This is a genomic window from Devosia sp. 67-54, from assembly GCF_001899075.1.
In the GTDB taxonomy this organism is placed as follows: Bacteria; Pseudomonadota; Alphaproteobacteria; order Rhizobiales; family Devosiaceae; genus Devosia_A.
This window is the reverse complement of record NZ_MKVA01000008.1, coordinates 350,062-368,899: the sequence shown is the minus strand read 5'-3', so window position 1 is coordinate 368,899 and position 18,838 is coordinate 350,062. Positions and strand designations below refer to the sequence as shown.

Here is an 18,838-nt window from a genome sequence, read left to right as displayed (position 1 = left end):
GATTGGTTCCGGCGGTGCCGGAACAGGGGCAGGTGGGAATATGCGTCGCCGTTTTGCCGCGCTGGTGGGGTTGTGCGCCCTGCTGCCCCTGCCCGCGCTGGCGCATCCGCACATCTTCGTCGATGCCAAGGCCGCCATCACCTTCAACGATGCGGGCGAGGTGGTGTCGATCCACAACACCTGGACGTTCGACCAGGCCTATTCGGCCTGGTCGATCCAAGGGCTCGACACCAACAATGACGGCAAATATTCGCGGGCCGAGCTGCAGCCGCTCGCCGACGACAACATGAATGGGCTGGCCGACTACCAATATTACACCTTCGCCGGCGAGGGGAACGATCCGAACCTGCCGTTCAGCCATGGCAGCCACGCCAGCATCGACTATGACGGCAAGCAGACGACGCTGAATTTCGACGTGGCGCTGGCCAAGCCCTATGCCATCCGCAAATCGCTCGAGCTCTCCATCGACGATCCGGAATATTACGTCGCCATCACCTTCCACGACGCGAGCGACGTGACGCTGGTCAACGCGCCGAAAAACTGCAGCATCGCCATGCAGGACGCCAAGGAGATGCCGCCGGAGCTGGCCGATGCGCTCTACGCGCTGCCGCCCGACGTCACCAAGCTGCCGCCCGAGCTGGAGCAGGCGCTGCGCGGCATGCAGGGGGCGATCCTGATCAACTGCCCCGGCGGCAGCCTGACCGGCAAGCCGGCGACAGCCGAGGGCGCGGCGGCCACCGCACCGGCGGCGGCGTCGACCGCGCTCGATGCGGCGACGCAGATGGCCGAGACCACGCCGGCCGCCAATCCGCCGGCGCAGCAGGGGCTGACCTCGCCGATCCTTGCCGGCAATCTGCCGTTCGGGTCGGCGCCCAACGAGCCGGGGCTCAAGCTGCCGCGCACCGGCTTTCTCGGCTGGGTGCAGCAGAAGCAGGTGGATTTCTACATGGCGCTGGAGCACGCGCTCAGCGGGCTCAAGACCGACTGGACCGGCTTCTGGGTGCTGGGGCTGCTGAGCTTCCTCTACGGGGTGTTCCACTCGGCCGGGCCCGGGCACGGCAAGGTGGTGGTGTCGTCCTACGTGCTCGCCAACGAGGCGCAGGTGCGGCGCGGCATCCTGCTGAGCTTCATCGCCGCGATGCTGCAATCGCTGGTGGCCATCGGCTTCGTGCTGGTGGCGGCGAGCCTGCTGGGCATGACGGCGATGGCGATGAGCGATGCCGCCAACTGGATCGGCATCCTGTCCTACGGGCTGGTGGCGCTGCTCGGGCTGTGGCTGATCCTGCGCAAGCTGTTCGGCTGGGGCCATCATCACCACCATGACGAGCCCGAGGCGATGGCGGCCGCGGCCAATCCGATGCAGGCGCTGGCGCGCAAGCATATGGGGACGCCGGCGCACGCGCTGGCGGCGGGCGGGCCGGCGCTCACCGCGTTCCGGGTGGCCGAGGCCGGCCCCGACGCCTATGGCCGGCTGCCGGGGCACGCGCATTACGGGCACAATCACGGCGACGACGGCCACGACGAGCATGACGACGGGCACGCCCATATCGTGACGCCGGCGCAACTCAGTGGCGGCTGGCGCGAGCAGCTGGGCGTGGTGTTGTCGGTGGGCATCCGGCCGTGCTCGGGGGCGCTGATCGTGCTCGCCTTCGCGCTGAGCCAGGGGCTGCTGCTGGCGGGCATCGTGGCGGTGCTGCTGATGGGCGTGGGCACGGCGATCACCACCGGCACGCTGGCGGCGCTGGCGGTGGGTTTCAAGGGCCTCGCCCGCGGCGTGGCCGGGGCCGACAACAAGATCACCGGCATGCTGGTGTGGTGGGCCGAGCTGCTGGCCGCCGTTGGCGTGTTCGCGTTCGGCGTGGTGCTGCTGCTGGCGAGCGTATGAGCTAGGCGGCCCGGGTCTTCGCCTCGGCGTTCTTTTCGGCCTGGCGCGAGCGGAACAGCTCGCGCATCAGCCAGGCGCCGAGCAGCTTTTCGCGCTCGAGGATCGAGGGAAAATCCAGCGACGGGGCGATGTGGGCGGCAAAGGCCTCGGCGTCGTCCGGCGTCTGCCGCAGATCCTCGGGCAGCTCGTACCAGCGGCGGATGGCTTCGGCTTCGGCGTCCTGTTTGGTCAGTTGCATGTCGGGCCTCCTGAGGGGCAACCGAAGCCGCCAGCATCGGCCGCCATGGCTAACGAAAGGTTAACGGCGGCGCTCATTCGGCGGCGTCCCGGCGCGTTTCCGATTCCGGCGGCACGTTGCCCCAGGGCGGCAGGCCGTCGCGCTCGCGCCGCAGCCAGCTCACGATGAGCTTGCGGGAATTGGCCATGGTGCGGAAATCCAGCTCTTCGGCGAGGGCGGCGGCAAAGACCTGCATCTGGTCCTCCGTCTCGCGCTCCTGGGCGGGCAATGCCCGCCAGCGGCGGAGGGTTTCCTCGCGCGCTTCGTCCTTGGTGAGTTCAGTCAAGCGACCCCGATTTCTGAGCCCCGCCGAGGAATCCGCGACATCGCGATTGGTTCCACCGATGCTTCTTGCAAATCATTCGCAACAAGAATATCTCTTGCGAATGATTTGCAATGGCGAATAGCGCCGGCTACAAGGACGGTCCCCGCAATGACCACGAACACCATGGACGCCCTCCCCTCACGCCGGCCCGGCTGGCTGCGCGACAGCACCACCCCGCCGCTGGTGGAGGTGTTCCGCTCCATCCACCTGCCCAAGGATGCGCCGACCTGGCGGCGGTTCCTCGCCTTCGTCGGACCGGGCTATCTGGTCGCCGTGGGCTATATGGACCCCGGCAATTGGGCGACCTCGCTCGCCGGCGGCAGCCAGTTCGGCTACACGCTGCTGTTCGTCGCGCTGCTCAGCAACATCATGGCGATCATCCTGCAGTCGCTGTGCGCGCGGCTCGCCATCGGCACCGGCAAGGATCTGGCGCAGGCCTGCCGCGACGCCTTTCCGCACTGGATCGCGTGGCCGCTCTGGGCGCTGGCGGAGATCGCCATCGTCGCCACCGACCTCGCCGAGGTGGTGGGCACGGCGATCGGGCTCAACCTGATCTTCGGCATCCCGCTCGAGCTCGGCATCATCATCACCACGCTCGACGTGTTCCTGATCCTGTTCCTGCAGGCCAAGGGCTTCCGCTGGATCGAGGCCTTCATCATCACCATGCTGGGGGTGATCGCGGTGAGCTTCGTGTTGCAGATCATGCTCGCCAATCCCGACTGGGGCGGGGTGATCCGCGGCTTCGCGCCGACCACCGAAATCGTGCACAATCCCAACATGCTGTACCTGGCGCTGGGCATCATCGGCGCCACGGTGATGCCGCACAACCTCTATCTGCATTCGGGTATCGTGCAGACGCGCGCCTATGGCGACAGCCTCGCCGAAAAGCGCGAGGCGCTGAAATTCTCGACGCTCGATTCGGTGTTCGCGCTCACCTTCGCGCTCACCATCAATGCCTCGCTGCTGGTGCTGGCGGCGGCGGTGTTCTACCCGCACCACGAGGTGGTGACCGACATCGGGCAGGCCTCGCATCTGCTGACGCCGCTGCTCGGCTCGACGCTGGCGCCGATCCTGTTCGGCATCGCGCTCATCGCCTGCGGCCTCAACTCGACGGTGACGGCGACGATGGCCGGGCAGATCGTGATGGAAGGGTTCATCCGCTTCCGCATGGCGGCCTGGGCGCGGCGGCTGATCACGCGCGGCATCGCCATCATCCCGGCGCTGATCGCGGTCTATGTGTTCGGCGCGGCGCAGGCGGGCCGCTTGCTGGTGTTCAGCCAGGTGATCCTGAGCTTCCAGCTGCCGTTTGCGGTGGTGCCGCTGGTGCTGTTCACGGCGAGCCGGCAGAAGCTGGGCGATCTCGTCTCGCCGCGCTGGCTGACGGCGATCGCCGCCGTGGTGGCGACGCTGATCATCGGGCTCAACGCCAAGCTGCTGTTCGACTTCGCGACCGGCGGGCTGGGTTAGGCCGCGGGCCGGCCCCCGCGACAATCGCGGAGCTTGCGTCGCGGGCGACGGCAGATATGGTGCGCGCCGCCTCGACCTTTCTCACCAAAAGCGCCATGCCGGTCCTCAAACCCGCCGACCACCCGACGATCAAGGACCCGAAGGTCGGCGTGCTGCTGCTGAATCTGGGCACCCCGGATTCGCCCGATTACTGGCCGATGCGGCGCTATCTGAGCCAGTTCCTCAGTGACCGGCGGGTGATCGAGACCAATCCGGCGATCTGGCAGCTGATCCTGCAGGGCATCATCCTCAATGTGCGGCCGCAAAAGAGCGGCGCCAATTACCGCAAGATCTGGGACAACGCGGCCGGCGACAGCCCGCTCCGGGTGATCTCGCGGCGGCAGGCGGAAAAGCTCCAGGCGCGGCTGGGCGACGCGGTGGTGGTGGCCTTCGGCATGCGCTACGGCAACCCCTCGACCGAGAGCACGCTGCGGGCGCTGCTCGCGGCGGGGTGCACCCGCATTCTCGTCTGTCCGCTCTATCCGCAATATTCGGCGACGACGACGGCGACCGCCAACGATGCGGTGTTCGACGTGCTGAAGCGGCTGCGCTGGCAGCCGGCGCTGCGCACGCTGCCGCCCTATTACGCGACGCCCGAATACATAGCGGCGCTGAGCGACAGCATCGCGGCGGGCGTCGCGGCGCTGCCGTTCAAGCCGGATGTGGTGCTGACCTCGTATCACGGCATGCCGGTCGAGTATCTGCTGAAGGGCGATCCGTATTATTGCGACTGCCTCGCGACGACGCGGCTGGTGCGCGAGCGGCTGGGCTGGAGCGAGGACTATCTCAAAGTGACGTTCCAGAGCCGCTTCGGCCCGGACGAATGGCTCAAGCCCTACACCGCCGATACTATCGAGGAGCTGGGCCGGCAGAAACGAAAGGTGGCGCTGCTGGCGCCGGCGTTCTCGGTCGACTGCATCGAGACGCTGGAGGAGCTGGCGATCACCGGCCGCGAGCAATATGTGCATGCCGGCGGCAATCATGACGACTACGCCTACATCCCCTGCCTCAACGACAGCGACGGCGGCATGGCGATGCTGGAGGCGGTGGTGCGGCGCGAGCTGGCGGGCTGGCTGTAGGCCGGACCTCGCGGATCAGTTGGCCGCCGCGGCGGCCGGCTCGGGCTGCGCCGGGTCCTTGCCCACGCCGAAGGCGTCGACGCGGCCCTTGGGGGCATCGAGCATCTGGCTGAGGTCGAAGGGCGTATCCGTACGCACGGCCGACGCGGTGACGAGTTCGGCGGCGCGCTTGGGCGTCTGGCTCAGCGGCACCACGGCGCCGGCGATTTCGAGCAGCCGCGTCTGCCCCAGCCCCTGGTAGGGCGGCCGCACCATCACGGCGGCGTCGGTGCCGGCCAGCACGTCGGCGATGTCGATGCCCACCCCGCCGCTGCCATGGTAATAGAGTTTCAGCGACTGGCTGACATAGAACGCCAGTTTATCGGCGCCGGCGGCGCTGAAATGGATGCCGTCACCCTTGCGCATCTGCACGATGGTGCCGTTGATGTCGGGGCCGGTCGAGGTGTAGTTGCCGTCGTCGTCGACGAATTTGTCGTAGATGTCGAGGAAGTCCGAGCCGCCGGCGAACACCGCCAAACGCTGGATCGAGCTGATCTGTCCCATGGCGGTGGAAAAATCCGCCTTGGCCATCGGCGGCAGGCCGACCCAGATCAGCGGCTTGTTGGCGCCCTTGATGGCGGCGACGAAATCGGCCACGCGCTGCTTGTAGGCGTCGGTCCATTCCGGCGTCAGCGGCTTCACCGAACCGTCGGGCAGCTTGATCGTCTGCCGGTCGTTGATGCCCACGATCATCACGGCGATGTCGAAGCTGTTCTTGCTGACCTGATCGACCGCCGTCTTGTCCCAGTCGAAGAAATCCGGGCGCGCGAAGCCGGACGAGCCGACGCCCTGGTTGATCACCACGATGTTGGGATCGTCCTGGTACAGCCGGTCGAGCGCCTTGGCGAGATCGACCGCCATGGAGTCGCCGAACACCGCCAGCCGCGTCGCGTTCGCCGCCTTCTCGGCCGCCGGCTTGGCGGGAGCGGGCAGCGTCGCCTTCTTGGGCTTCACCACCACCGGCGCGGGGGGCGGCGTCTCTTCCTGCTGGCCGCCGCCGAACAGCATGTCGAACAGCGTCCGCCGCTTCTTTTGCGGCTGCTGGCTCTGCGACTGGTCGCCGCCGCCGCCGAACAGCCCCTGCGCCGCCACCGGCGCGACATCGCCGGCAACGAACAGCGCGACCAGGATCAGGACGACGAGACGGCGGAGCATGACGCCCTTATGCCCGTTCGGCGCGGCGAAATGAAGGCTCTCCCTCACGGCGGTTGGCCGAGCGATCCCGTTTGGCATCGGTCGGACAGAGCACAAGCAAAACCGGCTTGGGCTCCCCCTCATCCACCTTCGGGCGCCGCCTCGCGCCACCCCACTATTGCCCCGTGAGCTCGCGCCAGCTGTCGAGGGTGATGAAGCCGTCGGCCACCTCGCCGCGGCTCGCCTGGTAGCGGGCGTAGGCGGCCGAGGTTATCGGCCCGAGCCGGCCGTCGACCTCGCCCTTGAGCAGGCCGAGCCGGATCAGCGCCGCCTGGATGTCCTTGCGCTGCGCAAGGTCGGGGAATTTCGTGTCGCGCGGCCAGCTCGCCTGGAACGCGCCGGCGCCCTTCAGCCGGTCGGCGAGATGCGCCACGGCGAGCGCGTAGCTGTCGGAGAAATTGTAGCCCTTGAGCACGAGGTAGTTCCTGGTCATCAGGAATTTCGGGCCCTTGGCACCGGCCGGGGCGTAGAAGAACACCGGCACGGAGGGGTCGGCGAAGGGCTTGCCGCTGACCCGCTTCACGCCCAGGCCGGCGAACACCGAGATCGGCTTCAGCGTGGTGCGGTCGGCCAGCATGTAGTCGAAATTGCGCGGCACGCTGACCTCGAAGCCCCAGTCGACGCCGGGGGCATAGCCGAGGTCGAGCAGGAATTTGGCGCTGGTCGCCAGCGCATCGGCGAGCGAATCCTGCAGATCGATCCTGCCGTCGCCGTCGCCATCGGTGCCGTGCGCGATGACGTTGCTGGGGTTGACCTGCAGGTGCCCGATGGCGCCGGCCCACGAGCCGAGCAGGTGGCGGGCATCGAGCGGGCCGCGCTGCACCAGCTTCAGCGCCGCGATGAAATCGGCCTTGTCGCCCTCGTAGCGGCCGCGATGCTGCCACACCAGCGTCGCCAGCGAGCGGATCACCGGCTTGATCAGCTTCTTGTTGCCCAGCACCGAGCCGTAATTGGTCTCGATGCCCCAGATGGCGCCGAGCACATAGGGGTCGACGCCGAAACGCTTGCCGGTCGCGGCGAACAGAGCGCGGTTCTTGTCGATCGCCGCCTTGCCGCTGGCGATGCGCGTGTCGCTCACCCGCTGGTCGATATAGCTCCAGATCGGCGTGGTGAATTCCGGCTGCGTCTCGACCAGGGTCTTGATCGTCGGGTCCGGAGTCAGCCCGGCGGTCGACAGATCATAGACGTCGGGGCTCACCCCCGAGGCGATGGCGGTGGCGCGAAACGCATGCAGGAAGTCGGAAAACGACGCGGCGTGCGCGGGAGCCGCGAGGAACGAAGCCAGCAATACCAATATCAGCAGTCGCATTGCTCGTTCCCCATGCGCGGGAATGACGATGCGGGAATGGTGCCACGCAAGTGTGTTGGAAACCTGACGGCCGCCTCTACCGATTCCGCCGCTGCAGGTACCGCTCCCAGTCGAGCGCCGTCTGCACCATCTCGCGCAGATCGGCGTGCTGCGGCACCCAGCCCAGTTGCTGGCGCACCTTCTCGCCGGTGGCGGTGATCGAGGCCGGGTCGCCGGCGCGGCGCGGGCCTTCGTCGACGCGGAAATCGACGCCCGACACGGCCTTCACCGTATCCACCACCTGCCGCACCGAATAGCCTTGGCCATAGGCGCAGTTGAGCGTGGTCGACTCGCCGCCGGCCCGCAGATGGTCGAGCAGCAGCTTGTGCGCCTCGATCAGATCGGTGACGTGGATGTAGTCGCGCACGCAGGTGCCGTCGGGCGTCGGATAGTCGGTGCCGAAAATGTCCATCTTCGGCCGCTGCCCGAGCGCCGTTTGCGCTGCGACCTTGATCAGATGCGTCGCGAGCGGCGTCGACTGGCCGGAGCGGCCCTTGGGGTCGGCGCCGGCGACGTTGAAATAGCGCAGCACGCCGTATTTGATCGGATGCGCTGCGGCGACGTCGGCCAGCATCCACTCGGTCATCAGCTTGGAGCGGCCATAGGGCGACATCGGGCTCAGCGGCGTCGTTTCCTCCACCGGCGCCAGCCCGGTCATCCCATAGACGGCGGCGGTCGAGGAAAAGATGAAGCGCTGCACTCCGCCCTTCACCGCCGCCTCCAGCAGATTGCGCGAGGTGGCGGTGTTGTTGCGGTAGTATTTGAGTGGATCGGTCACCGATTCCGGCACCACGATGGAGCCGGCGAAATGGATGATCTCGGTGATCCCGTGCTCGGCGATCAGCCCGCCGACGAACTCCATGTCGCCGGCATCGCCAGTCACCAGCGTCGCCCGGTGATCGACGGCCCAGTCGAAACCGGTGGTGAAATTGTCGAGCACCACCGTCGGCTCGCCGGCGTCGCCCAGCCTCAGCGCCATATGGCTGCCGATATAGCCGCCACCACCCGTTACAAGCACCGTCATCCGGCTAATCTCCAATTAAGCGGCAAAATGCTAATGTCGCCTGGTTGAAACACTCTTATGCCCCGATTCGGAGCGTCTCCCCTTGTCCAAGCGCGTTCGCACAGCGGTGTTCCCGGTGGCCGGCCTCGGCACACGGTTTTTGCCGGCCACCAAGGCCATGCCCAAGGAGATGCTGACCGTCGTCGACAAGCCGCTGATCCAGTACGCCGTCGACGAGGCGCGCGAGGCGGGGATCGAGCACCTGGTGTTCGTCACCGGCCGCAACAAGGGTGTTATCGAGGATCATTTCGACAAGCAATTCGAGCTCGAGCACACGCTCGAGGCGCGCGGCAAGACCTGGGCCTTGGACGAGCTGCAGCGCGAGCTGCCGCAGGCCGGCCAGGCCAGCTTCACCCGCCAGCAGGAGCCGCTGGGCCTCGGCCATGCCGTGTGGTGCGCTCGCGAACTGGTGGGTGACCAGCCGTTTGCGCTGCTGCTGCCCGACATGCTGTTCAAGGGCACGCCGGGCGTGCTCAGGCAGATGATGGACGCCTATGAGGACGGCGCCAACGTCATCGCCGTCGAGGAAGTGCCGATGGACGACGTCTTCAAATACGGCATCGTCGCCCGCGGCGAGGGGCCGGACGAGGGGTTCGCCATCACCGCCATGGTGGAAAAGCCAAAGCGCGAAGAGGCGCCGTCCAACCTCATCATTTCCGGTCGCTACATCCTGCAGCCCGAGATCTTCTCGCTGATCGCCGGGCAGAAGCGCGGCGCCGGCAACGAGATCCAGCTGACCGACGCCATGCAGACGCTGATGACCACGCAGCGCTTCACCGGCGTCAAATACAAGGGCCAGTCCTTCGATTGCGGCGGCAAGGTCGGGTTCCTGCTCGCCAATGTCGTTTACGCGCTCGACCGCCCGGACCTGTCGGGCCCGTTCCGCGCCGAGCTCAGGAAACTCCAGCTCGGCTGAGATCAGCCGGCGGCTATTTCCGGAATTTCAGGCCCAGGGTCACGCTGTGGCTGTCGGTCGCCGGATTGCCGGTCTTCTGGTCGTGGCTGAACAGATAGTCGAAAGTCCACGCCGTGTGGCGCGACGTCGAGAGGTCGGCGCCGACGCCGGCATTGTAGCCCTGGTCCACCGCCGAAGTGCCCAGCGTCAGCGTGTGGTTGAACCCGGCCGAGCCGCGCAGCGTGAGCCAGGGGTTGACCCGGTAGCCGGCATTGCCGGTCAGCGTATAGGCGACATCGGTGTCGCCCGCCGTATTTGCCGATGGCCCGACGCTGGTGTCGAGCGAGGCCGCCAGCGTCACCGTCTCGTCCGGGGTGAAGCTGACGCTGCCATTGGCTACCCAGGCCGGGCGGTCGGTGAGGGTGGAGTCGGCGTAGTCGATCCAGGCGCGGCCCGCCGACAGTTCCGCGGTCAGCGTGCCGGGCTGCGTGAACGCCACGCCGCCGCGCAATTGCAGCGTGCGGTTGTTGGTGTGGACGAGCAGCGAGGGGTTGGGCCTGTCGTAGAGCGTGTAAGCCTCGCTCGCCTCGACGAACACCGAGGTCTTGGCGGTGAACTCCAGCCCGGTGCGCAGGCTCGCCTGTCCCATCCAGTAGCTCTGGTCGGAATTGTCGATGGTGCTGAGGTCGGCAAGCGTCGTCGGCCCCTTGATGAAGCGCTCGCCGGTGAGGGTGCCGGTCACGTCGAACTGGCCGAAGCGGCGGGTGGCGCTGCCCGTGGCCGTGCCGGTCAGCTCGTTCGGCCCGCTCAGCGTATTGGCGGGCAGTGACGCATCGAACGGGCTGAGCTGGGTATCGGAAAGCGACAGGCTGCCCTTGAGTGTGGTGAACTGGTCGAGCGTGAAGCTCAAGGCGGCATTGGCGTGTGCCTCGTCGACACGGATGGTCTTGTTCTGGTCGACCGACACCGCGGCGCCCGCGCCGATGCTGGCGTCGCCCCCCAGATAGTGCCGCGTCAGCGACACCTCCGGCGCCACGATCGCCTCGTAGCGCGAGCCCTTGGCGCTGTCGGCGGTATAGCTGCCGCGCAGCGCCACGCTCCAGTCGAGATCGATCAGCGGCCCGCCGGGATCGTCGTTCGCCGGCGCCTCCTGCGCCAGCGCCGCGCCGGCAAGCGCCAGCCCGCCGCCGACGACAAGGGCAGCAGACAGGGCTCCGGCGATGCGGATCGGGCGGCGCAAACTCGGGCTCCCACGCCTCGGGCGGCGTAAACAAACCCTTGCAGCTTATGGTTAAGGAAGCCTTGCGAGCGTGCTCAGGCGGCTTTCGTCAGGGCTTCTGTTGACGGCCGGATGGTCACGTCGATGTGGATCTCGTCATAGGGAAAGACGACCTTGCGCTCCTCGGCCTTGACGATACCGGTGAGCTTCAGCGCCTTGACGTCACCGTGGACAGCCTTCACGTCACGTCCCACACGCCGTGCCACTTCACGAATGGACATTGGTCCTTGCCCGACCATTGCCCTCAGGATGTCCCAGCGCTTGGGAGCAAGTACGCGCCACATCAGTTCGAGATCGAGAAAATAGATGCCATAGCCGGGAAACTCCCGCGTCCGGATAGCCCGCGATGCTCGGGCTTTGGCCTCCTCGATCGTTGTGACGCCGATGGTTACGACTTTCTTTTCGACTTTTGCCACTCGTCCACGTCCTTCCAGAAGTCCTCCAGCAACTGATCGATGCTCACGAACCAATAGGGGAACTCGCGGCGACCGACGTGCCGGTGGTCACCTTTGCCGGCCTCATTGTCATAGCGGAATATATTGGTCCGCCCATCGATCAGCGCGAGGCTGTATTTGTAGCTGTGGTCGCTGCCAGGCAGCTTCCTGGGAAGCTCCCAAATCACAATGCGAGCAACGGCGGTGTCGCCCGCCGGGGACTCTTCATTGAAGATCAGCCGAGCATCCATCGCTGTTGGACTTTACTCCAACAGCCGGCTGTTGTCCACGACTCCAACAGCAGCGTCAGGCCGGCTCCACCTTCAGCACCGCGCCGTCGGCGCCGACCACCCGCACCTTCTCGCCGGCGGCGAGGTCGGGGCCGGCAATGCGCCAGATGGTGTCGTCCAGCGTCAGCCGGCCGAAGCCGTCGCGGATCGGCTCGTCGATGATCGCCTCGTGGCCGATGAAGCGGTCGGCGCGGCGGTTGAGGAACGGGTTGTCGGTGCGATGCCGGCGGTTGCGCGAGACCAGCGTCCACGCCACCACGATGGCGATGGCGAGGATGCCGAAGATGGTCACCTGCCACGGCCAGCCGAGGCCGGGGATGAAGGCGAGCAGCCCGGTGGCGATGCCGGCGGCGCCCAGCCACAGGAAATAGCCGCCGGGCGCCACCAGCTCCAGCGCCAGCAGCACCAGCCCGGTGACGAACCAGGCCCAGGGTCCGTAGGTGACGAACAGGTCGAGCAGAACCATTGGAATTCCCCTCTAATCGTTTCGCCTCAATTGCCGGCGGAGGGCGGGCGGCCGCTGCCGCGCGGCGGCGTCGCCGCCGGCCGTTCGCCGCCGAACGTCTCCTTGGCGATCTCGGCGATGCCGCCGATGGCGCCGATGACGCTGGCCGCCTCGACCGGCAGCATCAGCACCTTCTGGTTGGGCGACTTGGCCAATCCTTCCAGCGCCTTGATGTAATTGTTGGCGACGAAGTAGTTGATCGCCTGCACGTTGCCCGAGGCGATGGCGTCCGACACCATCTGCGTCGCCTTGGCCTCGGCTTCCGCCGAGCGCTCGCGCGCCTCGGCGTCGCGGAACGCCGCCTCGCGCCGGCCCTCGGCCTCCAGCACCTGCGCCTGCTTCATGCCCTCGGCCTGCAGGATGGCCGACTGCCGCCGGCCCTCGGCCTCGAGAATGGCGGCGCGCTTTTCGCGCTCGGCCTTCATCTGCCGGCCCATCGATTCCACCAGGTCGCGCGGCGGATCGATGTCCTTGATCTCGATGCGGGTGATCTTGAGGCCCCAGGGGCTGACCGCCGCGTCGACGACGCGCAGCAGCCGCGAATTGATCTCGTCGCGATGGCTCAGGAGCTCGTCGAGGTCCATCGACCCCATCACGGTGCGGATGTTGGTCATCGTCAGGTTGAGCACGGCATTCTGCAGATTGGCCACCTCGTAGGCGGCCGCCGCGGCGTCGAGAATCTGGTAGAAGGTCACCGCGTTCGCCGTCACCGTGGCGTTGTCCTTGGTGATCACCTCCTGCTGCGGCACCTCCAGCACCTGCTCCATCATGTTCATCTTGCGGCCGATGCCGTCGACGAAGGGAATGATCAGGCTCAGCCCCGGCTTCATGGTGCGGATGTAGCGCCCGAAGCGCTCGACCGTGTAATTGTAGCCTTGCGGCACGGTTTTCACCGCTGCCAGCAGCACCAGCACCAACAGCACGCCAATCACGATCAGCGTAATGCTCATACCATCGAGAAGCATCGACATCTCCCTCGCCGGCGCCGGGGTGGATGCGGGACTGCGGCGCCGTTCTGTTCAACAAGTATGTGGCGCGCGGGCTCGACGCAATGGAGCCGGAACGAATGCCCGCAAAGTTCCGTTGAATCGACTGTGGTGTGTCTGAACGAGGTATGAACCATGGCGGCAGCGCGGCCGATCTGGCGGGGACAGCTCCGCCTCAGCCTGGTTTCGATCAATGTCGAGATGTTTCCGGCCCATAAATCCGGCGCGACGACCAGCTTCAACCAGATTCACGCGCCCACCGGCAAGCGCATCCACTACCAGAAGGTGGTCGACGGCGTCGGGCCGGTGCCGGCCGACGAGATCCGCAAGGGCTACGAGTACGAAAAGGGCGAATATGTCCTGCTCGAGGACGACGAGCTCGACGCGGTGAAGCTCGAAACCAAGAAGACGCTCGATCTGGTGCAGTTCGTCGACGAGGCGGAAATCCCGCCGCTCTACTATGACAGCGCCTATTTCCTGGTGCCGGCCGACGAACTGGCCGAGGACGCCTTCCGCGTGGTTCGCGACGCGCTGCGCAAATCGAAGCGCGTCGGCCTCGGGCAATTGGCGCTGCGCGGCAAGGAATACCTCGTCGCCATCCGCCCCTGCGGCAAGGGCATGCTGCTCGAAACCCTGCACTACCAGGAGGAAATCCGGAAGTCCGACAGCTTCTTTTCCGAGATTCCCGCCAAATCGGCCGACCCCGACCTGCTCGAGGTGGCGACGGCACTGATCGACAAGAAGACGGCCAAGTTCGATCCCACCGAGTACAAGAACCACTACCAGGCGGCGCTGCGCGAGCTGATCCAGCGCAAGCTCAAATCGAAGGGCCGGCGCATCGAGGTCGAGGAGGAAAAGCCGCGCCAGGAATCGGGCAACGTCATCGACCTGATGGCGGCGCTGAAGAAGAGCCTCGAAAGCGGTGAGCGCACGCCGGCCAAATCCGCCGCCCGCAAGGCGCCGGCGAAGAAGGCGCCCGCCAAGAAGGCCGCGGCCAAGGCGGCGCCGCGCCGGAAGGCGAGCTGATGCCGGCCACCTCCAGCGACAAGCTCAAGGCGTACAACGCCAAGCGCGATTTCGGCAAAACCGCCGAGCCGGCCGGCAAGCCCGGCCGCCGCAAGGCCAGGGCGCTGAGCTTTGTGGTGCAGAAGCACGATGCGACGCGCCTGCACTACGATTTCCGCCTCGAGCTCGACGGCGTGCTGCTGAGCTGGGCGGTCACCAAGGGGCCGTCGACGAACCCCGCCGACAAGCGCCTCGCGGTGCGCGTCGAGGACCACCCGCTCGACTATGGCGGCTTCGAGGGCACCATTCCCGCCGGCCAGTATGGCGGCGGCACGGTGATGCTGTGGGACGAAGGCACCTGGGAGCCGATCGGCGATCCGCACCAGGGCCTCGCCAGGGGCGAGCTCAAATTCACCCTCAAGGGCAAGCGCATGAAGGGCGAATGGGTGCTGGTCCACATGCAGGGCCGCGACCAGAAGACCCGCCACGGCACGCGCGAGAACTGGCTGCTGATCAAGCACGACGACGCCTATGCCACGCGCAGCGACGGCCTCACCGAGAAATTCACCACCAGCGTCGAGACCGGCCGCGACCTCGACGGCATCGCCAAGGGCAGCACGCCGAAGCGTCCGCGCAAGGCCGCCGGGCTCGAGGTGCCCAGCGCCAATGTCTGGACCCGCGCCGGCGCGGTGGCGCTGCCCGAGTTCCAGCCGCCGGAGCTCGCCACCCTCGTCGACGACATCCCGACCGGCCGCGACTGGCTGTTCGAGATGAAATATGACGGCTATCGCGCCCTCGCCGCGCTCGCGGGGGGGCAGGTGCGCCTCTACACCCGCCACGGCAACGACTGGACGGCGCAGTTCCACACGCTGGTGGAACCGCTTTCCACCGTCACCAAGGGCAGCGCGCTGATCGATGGCGAGATCGTCGCCTTCAAGCACGGCAAGACCGACTTTTCGACGCTCAAGGACGCGCTCTCGTCGGGCGCGCCGCTCACCTATTTCGCCTTCGACCTGCTGGAGCTCGACGGCGAGGATCTGCGCCGGCTGCCGCTCACCGAGCGCAAGGCGCGGCTGCTGCAGCTGCTCGGCAAGCCGCGCGCCAGCGATCCGGTGCAATATTCCGAGCACATCGTCGGGGAGGGGGACAAGTTCTTCGCCGCCATGTGCGAGGGCGGCTTCGAGGGCATGATCGCCAAGCTCGGGCAGAGCCCCTATCTCGGCGAGCGCACGCGCGACTGGCTCAAGATCAAGTGCACGCAGCGGCAGGAATTCGTCATCGGCGGCTGGCGACCGTCGGACAAGAAGTCCGGCTTCGCCTCGCTGCTGCTGGGCACCTGGGAGGGCGACAGGCTGCGCTATCGCGGCCGCGTCGGCACCGGCTTCAATGCGGCAAGCGCCGCCGAGCTGCAGCAGCAGCTCGACGGGCTGGCGCGCAAGACCTCGCCCTTCGCCGACGCCCCGCGCGACATTTCGCGCCGCGCCCGCTGGGTCGAGCCGAAGCTGGTGGGGGAGGTGGCATATTCGGAGGTCACCCCCGACAACCACCTTCGCCACCCTTCGTTCATGGGTTTGCGCGAGGATAAGGCGAGCCGCGAGGTGACGCTGGAGCTTCCGGCGGCGCCGCCCGCGGCGGCCAAGGCCAAAGCGAAACCGAAGAAGGCGACGCCCTTGCCGCAGATCGAGCTGACCGACGCGATGGGGATCGCCGCCGCCGACCGCCTCGGCGTGCGCCTCACCCATCCGGACAAGATCGTCTACGAGCCGGCCATCACCAAGGCGCAGCTCGTCGCCTACTACGATGCGGTGGCCGAGCGCATGCTGCCGCACATCGCGCGGCGGCCTTTATCGCTGGTGCGGCTGCCCACCGGCAGCAAGACGCCGTTTTTCCAGAAGCACGATTCCGGCGGTTTCCCCGGCGCCTTCAAGAAGGTGAAGATCACCGAGACCACCGGCCCCACCGACATCTACCTCTATATCGAGGACGCGGCGGGGCTCGCGGCCAATGTGCAGATGAACGTGCTCGAGCTCCACATCTGGGGCAGCCATATCGACCGGCTGGAGCAGCCCGACCGCATCATCTTCGACATCGATCCGGACGAGGGGCTGGATTTCGCGGCGACCAGGCAGGCGGCGCTCGACATCCGCGACCGGCTGGGCGCGCTCGGCCTCACGACCTATCCGATGGTCACCGGCGGCAAGGGCATCCACGTCATCGCGCCGCTGCGGCGGACGCTGGAATGGCCCGAGGTCAAGGCGTTCTGCCACGCCTTCGCCGAGCGGCTCGCGGCCGACGAGCCCGACCGCTTCACCGCCAATATCCGCAAGGTCAACCGCAAGGGCCGCATGTTCGTCGACTATCTGCGCAACGAACGCGGCGCCACCGCCGTCTGCCCGTTCTCGACCCGCGCCAAGCCGGGGGCCTCCTGCGCCGTGCCGCTGAGCTGGGACGAGCTGCCCGACATCGCCGCCGCCAACGTCTTTTCGATCGCCGAAGCCGCGGCGCGGGCGCAGGCGGCCGATCCCTGGCCGGATTATTTCAAGCAGAAGCAGGCCATCACCAAGCCCATGCTGAAGGCGGTGGGCGCCTGACCGCCGCAGCTGGAACGACAGTCCAGTCGCGCCATGCGCTGCGGCGGCTCATGCGCTCTGGTTGGTGATGAAGGCGTCGAAGGCGGCGAAGACCTGGGCGCGGATGGCGTCGTTTTCCATGAACAGCTCGTGCCGGGCGGCGGGGATCACCATGTGGCGGCCGGTGCGCATCCGGAGGCCGAGCTGCTCGGTCCAGGCGGTCGACACCACCTGGTCGAGGGCGGCGGCGAGGATCAGCACCGGCACCTTGACCGCCTGCGGGAAACGGTCGGTGGCGGCATAGGCCATGGCGTGCATGGCGGCGGCGGCCCAGCGGTAGGTGGGCCGGCCGATCAGCAGGTCGGGGCGCTCGCGCCAGGTGTCGACGGTGCGCATGTAGCGCACGAGGTCGGAGGTCAGCGCATTGGAGGGGAAGCTCTTTTCGGTCGGCGGCGCGTCCTGGGCGCGGCCGACCGGCAGGCGGCCCATGCCGAGGAGCGACAGCGCATCGCTCAGCACCGCCATGCCGGCAAAGCTCAGCGGCTGGCGGTCGAGCCCGACCATTGGAGCGGACACGAAGATGCGGTCGAACATCATGCGGTCGCGCGTGCCGGCGATCAGCGACACCAGCCCGCCCATGGAATGGCCGACGAGGTAGAACGGGCCGGGACAATCGGGCAGCAGCACGTTGGCATGGAAGGCGCGCAGATCGGTCCAGTAATCGTCGAAGCTGCGGACATAGCCGAGCGTGCGGTTGCCGATCAGGCGGTCGGAGCCGCCCTGGCCGCGCCAGTCAAAGGTGGCGACGGCGAAGCCGCGCTTCTGGAAATCGGCGATGGTCTCGAAATATTTCTCGATGAATTCGGTGCGCCCCTGCACCAGGCAGATGGTGCCCTTGGCGGCGCCCTCGGTCTTGGGGAAGGTGGCGTAGCGCAGCCGCACCTTGTCGGGCGTGACGAAATAGCCGGCACGCAGGCCCTCGGGCGCCGGATTGGACGGCAGGATGGCGAGCTTTGGCCCCTCGGGGTCGACAATCGCGGTCATGGGTTTGGCGTAGCGCAGGACCCGGATGCGGAAAAGCCAGCGTCCCTTGCGAGACACTGGCTTTCCTCAGAATTGATCGCCGTGCGGGGGGCGGGTGACGGCGGATCAATCGATGTGCCGTTGCAGCAGACAGCGAGCACAGTGCTGGTTCTATAAGGGGCAGGCTGAAGCGACCCTGAGACGACCGTTCAGATTCCGTTCATCGGGAAAAATCGCCTCAGCGGCCGAGGCAGAGCCAGGCGGCGAGGCCCAGAAACAGCAGCAGCGCCAGCAGCACCACCACCGCCTCGCGCTGCCAGGACCGCCGGCCCCTGCGGCGGCGCGGCGGGACGGCAGGCGGGTGGTCGAGATCGGTCATGGCGGGTGACGTAGCGGCGTTCGGTTCTGCACACAAGTGAATACTATGTGCATATCGATGACCGCCGAATGACCCTTGAACCGCCAAAACCCCGACCTATCTCCATGCTGTCCGCCGGTTGACGCCGGGGACCGGGCCACCCGGGAATGCGCCTTCGCCGATGTGCGGGAGGGCGCGTGGGACACCCGCCAGAACCACGTTGCTCACACGGAGAATGTGAAATGCAGACCTACGATTTTTCCCCCTTCTATCGTTCGACCGTCGGCTTCGACCGGCTGTTCAACCGCCTCGACGGCCTCGTCGGCCAGGAGGCCAAGACCTACCCACCCTACAATATCGAGAAGGTCGGCGATGACGCCTACCGCATCTCGATCGCCGTCGCCGGCTTTGCCGAGAGCGACCTCGTGATCGAGTCCAAGGAGAACGGCCTCGTCGTCAAAGGCGCCAAGGCTCCGGCCTCCGAGGACAAGCGCGAATTCCTGCATCGCGGCATCGCCGAGCGCGCCTTCGAGCTGCGCTTCCAGCTTGCCGAGTATGTGGAAGTGTCGGGCGCCGCGCTCGAGAACGGCCTGCTGCACATCGAGCTGAAGCGCGAGCTGCCCGAGTCCAAGAAGGCCCGCACCATCGAGATCAAGGGCAACGCCCCGAAGGTGCTCGAGCAGGTCAACTAATTCCGGTCACGAACGGCCTGCTCAATCAGGCCCTCTCCTGACCGGCAGGCGATTGGAATTGGGGCGCGGATCCGGCAGGGTCCGC

At 67.0% G+C, this 18,838-nt stretch carries 19 protein-coding genes; 7 read left to right on the top strand and 12 right to left on the bottom strand.

Annotation, left to right across the window (positions count from 1 at the left end; all coding sequences use genetic code 11):
• The first annotated feature begins 40 nt into the window (after positions 1-40).
• A complete protein-coding gene (locus BGO82_RS15075; protein WP_291306428.1) occupies positions 41-1,885 on the top strand; it encodes a DUF1007 family protein in 1,845 nt (614 codons plus the stop codon).
• Between the two features lies 1 nt (position 1,886).
• Here the strand turns inward: BGO82_RS15075 and BGO82_RS15070 are convergent, their stop codons facing one another.
• Together BGO82_RS15070 and BGO82_RS15065 are read right to left on the bottom strand one after the other, a co-directional pair.
• The gene (locus BGO82_RS15070; protein WP_291306427.1) at positions 1,887-2,123 is read right to left on the bottom strand and encodes a hypothetical protein; all 237 of its coding nucleotides are present in this window, start codon (positions 2,121-2,123) and stop codon (positions 1,887-1,889) included.
• A 73-nt stretch (positions 2,124-2,196) separates the two neighbouring features.
• On the bottom strand, positions 2,197-2,448 hold the full coding sequence (locus tag BGO82_RS15065; RefSeq protein WP_291306426.1) for a hypothetical protein: 252 nt from the start codon (positions 2,446-2,448) through the stop codon (positions 2,197-2,199).
• A 162-nt stretch (positions 2,449-2,610) separates the two neighbouring features.
• On the opposite strand from BGO82_RS15065, the gene BGO82_RS15060 reads away from it, so the two are divergent.
• Together BGO82_RS15060 and hemH are read left to right on the top strand one after the other, a co-directional pair.
• The gene (locus tag BGO82_RS15060; RefSeq protein WP_291306491.1) at positions 2,611-3,954 is read left to right on the top strand and encodes an Nramp family divalent metal transporter; all 1,344 of its coding nucleotides are present in this window, start codon (positions 2,611-2,613) and stop codon (positions 3,952-3,954) included.
• Positions 3,955-4,010: 56 nt separating this feature from the next.
• Complete coding sequence (gene hemH / locus BGO82_RS15055; protein ID WP_291306425.1) at positions 4,011-5,072, top strand: ferrochelatase; 1,062 nt, start codon at positions 4,011-4,013, stop codon at positions 5,070-5,072.
• A gap of 15 nt (positions 5,073-5,087) precedes the next feature.
• Here hemH and BGO82_RS15050 read toward each other — a convergent pair whose 3' ends face one another.
• The 3 genes from BGO82_RS15050 to galE form a co-directional block, all read right to left on the bottom strand.
• Positions 5,088-6,266, bottom strand: coding sequence for an SGNH family hydrolase (locus BGO82_RS15050; protein WP_291306424.1), 1,179 nt, complete (start codon positions 6,264-6,266; stop codon positions 5,088-5,090).
• Positions 6,267-6,420: 154 nt separating this feature from the next.
• Entirely contained in the window at positions 6,421-7,614 is a 1,194-nt protein-coding gene (locus BGO82_RS15045) for a lytic murein transglycosylase (protein WP_291306423.1), read from the bottom strand.
• Between the two features lie 76 nt (positions 7,615-7,690).
• A complete protein-coding gene (gene galE / locus BGO82_RS15040) occupies positions 7,691-8,677 on the bottom strand; it encodes a UDP-glucose 4-epimerase GalE (RefSeq protein ID WP_291306422.1) in 987 nt (328 codons plus the stop codon).
• Positions 8,678-8,759: 82 nt separating this feature from the next.
• Here galE and galU point away from each other — a divergent pair, with 82 nt between their 5' ends.
• On the top strand, positions 8,760-9,632 hold the full coding sequence (galU, locus tag BGO82_RS15035) for a UTP--glucose-1-phosphate uridylyltransferase GalU (RefSeq protein ID WP_291306421.1): 873 nt from the start codon (positions 8,760-8,762) through the stop codon (positions 9,630-9,632).
• 13 nt (positions 9,633-9,645) lie between these two features.
• Here galU and BGO82_RS15030 read toward each other — a convergent pair whose 3' ends face one another.
• From BGO82_RS15030 to BGO82_RS15010, 5 genes are all read right to left on the bottom strand, one after another.
• A complete protein-coding gene (locus BGO82_RS15030) occupies positions 9,646-10,851 on the bottom strand; it encodes an outer membrane beta-barrel protein (RefSeq protein WP_291306420.1) in 1,206 nt (401 codons plus the stop codon).
• A 74-nt stretch (positions 10,852-10,925) separates the two neighbouring features.
• Complete coding sequence (locus BGO82_RS15025) at positions 10,926-11,306, bottom strand: transcriptional regulator (RefSeq protein WP_291306419.1); 381 nt, start codon at positions 11,304-11,306, stop codon at positions 10,926-10,928.
• On the bottom strand, positions 11,279-11,575 hold the full coding sequence (locus BGO82_RS15020; protein ID WP_291306418.1) for a DUF6516 family protein: 297 nt from the start codon (positions 11,573-11,575) through the stop codon (positions 11,279-11,281). Before BGO82_RS15020 ends, BGO82_RS15025 begins: the two co-directional genes overlap by 28 nt.
• A 55-nt stretch (positions 11,576-11,630) precedes the next feature.
• Positions 11,631-12,080 (bottom strand): NfeD family protein, encoded by a 450-nt coding sequence (locus tag BGO82_RS15015; protein ID WP_291306417.1) that lies wholly within the window; start codon positions 12,078-12,080, stop codon positions 11,631-11,633.
• A gap of 26 nt (positions 12,081-12,106) precedes the next feature.
• Positions 12,107-13,084: an SPFH domain-containing protein gene (locus BGO82_RS15010; protein ID WP_291306416.1), complete on the bottom strand. Its 978-nt coding sequence runs from the start codon at positions 13,082-13,084 to the stop codon at positions 12,107-12,109.
• Between the two features lie 156 nt (positions 13,085-13,240).
• Here BGO82_RS15010 and BGO82_RS15005 point away from each other — a divergent pair, with 156 nt between their 5' ends.
• Positions 13,241-14,131, top strand: a complete 891-nt coding sequence (locus tag BGO82_RS15005; RefSeq protein ID WP_291306415.1) for a Ku protein — start codon at positions 13,241-13,243, stop codon at positions 14,129-14,131.
• Positions 14,131-16,701, top strand: a complete 2,571-nt coding sequence (gene ligD, locus BGO82_RS15000) for a DNA ligase D (RefSeq protein ID WP_291306414.1) — start codon at positions 14,131-14,133, stop codon at positions 16,699-16,701. Before BGO82_RS15005 ends, ligD begins: the two co-directional genes overlap by 1 nt.
• A gap of 48 nt (positions 16,702-16,749) precedes the next feature.
• Here the strand turns inward: ligD and BGO82_RS14995 are convergent, their stop codons facing one another.
• Positions 16,750-17,724, bottom strand: coding sequence for an alpha/beta hydrolase (locus BGO82_RS14995; RefSeq protein WP_291306413.1), 975 nt, complete (start codon positions 17,722-17,724; stop codon positions 16,750-16,752).
• A gap of 217 nt (positions 17,725-17,941) precedes the next feature.
• Positions 17,942-18,082 (bottom strand): hypothetical protein, encoded by a 141-nt coding sequence (locus BGO82_RS14990; RefSeq protein ID WP_291306412.1) that lies wholly within the window; start codon positions 18,080-18,082, stop codon positions 17,942-17,944.
• Positions 18,083-18,303: 221 nt separating this feature from the next.
• Here BGO82_RS14990 and BGO82_RS14985 point away from each other — a divergent pair, with 221 nt between their 5' ends.
• Positions 18,304-18,753: an Hsp20 family protein gene (locus BGO82_RS14985; RefSeq protein WP_291306411.1), complete on the top strand. Its 450-nt coding sequence runs from the start codon at positions 18,304-18,306 to the stop codon at positions 18,751-18,753.
• Positions 18,754-18,838: the final 85 nt, after the last annotated feature.

Coding starts and splice junctions, on each gene's coding strand:
- BGO82_RS15075 (WP_291306428.1), top strand. CDS start 41: ATGCGTCGCCGTTTTGCCGCGCTGGTGGGGTTGTGCGCCCTGCTGCCC.
- BGO82_RS15010 (WP_291306416.1), bottom strand. CDS start 13,084: ATGCTTCTCGATGGTATGAGCATTACGCTGATCGTGATTGGCGTGCTG.
- BGO82_RS14990 (WP_291306412.1), bottom strand. CDS start 18,082: ATGACCGATCTCGACCACCCGCCTGCCGTCCCGCCGCGCCGCCGCAGG.
- BGO82_RS15005 (WP_291306415.1), top strand. CDS start 13,241: ATGGCGGCAGCGCGGCCGATCTGGCGGGGACAGCTCCGCCTCAGCCTG.
- galE (WP_291306422.1), bottom strand. CDS start 8,677: ATGACGGTGCTTGTAACGGGTGGTGGCGGCTATATCGGCAGCCATATG.
- BGO82_RS15045 (WP_291306423.1), bottom strand. CDS start 7,614: ATGCGACTGCTGATATTGGTATTGCTGGCTTCGTTCCTCGCGGCTCCC.
- ligD (WP_291306414.1), top strand. CDS start 14,131: ATGCCGGCCACCTCCAGCGACAAGCTCAAGGCGTACAACGCCAAGCGC.
- BGO82_RS15060 (WP_291306491.1), top strand. CDS start 2,611: ATGGACGCCCTCCCCTCACGCCGGCCCGGCTGGCTGCGCGACAGCACC.
- BGO82_RS14995 (WP_291306413.1), bottom strand. CDS start 17,724: ATGACCGCGATTGTCGACCCCGAGGGGCCAAAGCTCGCCATCCTGCCG.
- BGO82_RS15015 (WP_291306417.1), bottom strand. CDS start 12,080: ATGGTTCTGCTCGACCTGTTCGTCACCTACGGACCCTGGGCCTGGTTC.
- BGO82_RS15050 (WP_291306424.1), bottom strand. CDS start 6,266: ATGCTCCGCCGTCTCGTCGTCCTGATCCTGGTCGCGCTGTTCGTTGCC.
- BGO82_RS14985 (WP_291306411.1), top strand. CDS start 18,304: ATGCAGACCTACGATTTTTCCCCCTTCTATCGTTCGACCGTCGGCTTC.
- BGO82_RS15020 (WP_291306418.1), bottom strand. CDS start 11,575: ATGGATGCTCGGCTGATCTTCAATGAAGAGTCCCCGGCGGGCGACACC.
- hemH (WP_291306425.1), top strand. CDS start 4,011: ATGGTGCGCGCCGCCTCGACCTTTCTCACCAAAAGCGCCATGCCGGTC.
- BGO82_RS15070 (WP_291306427.1), bottom strand. CDS start 2,123: ATGCAACTGACCAAACAGGACGCCGAAGCCGAAGCCATCCGCCGCTGG.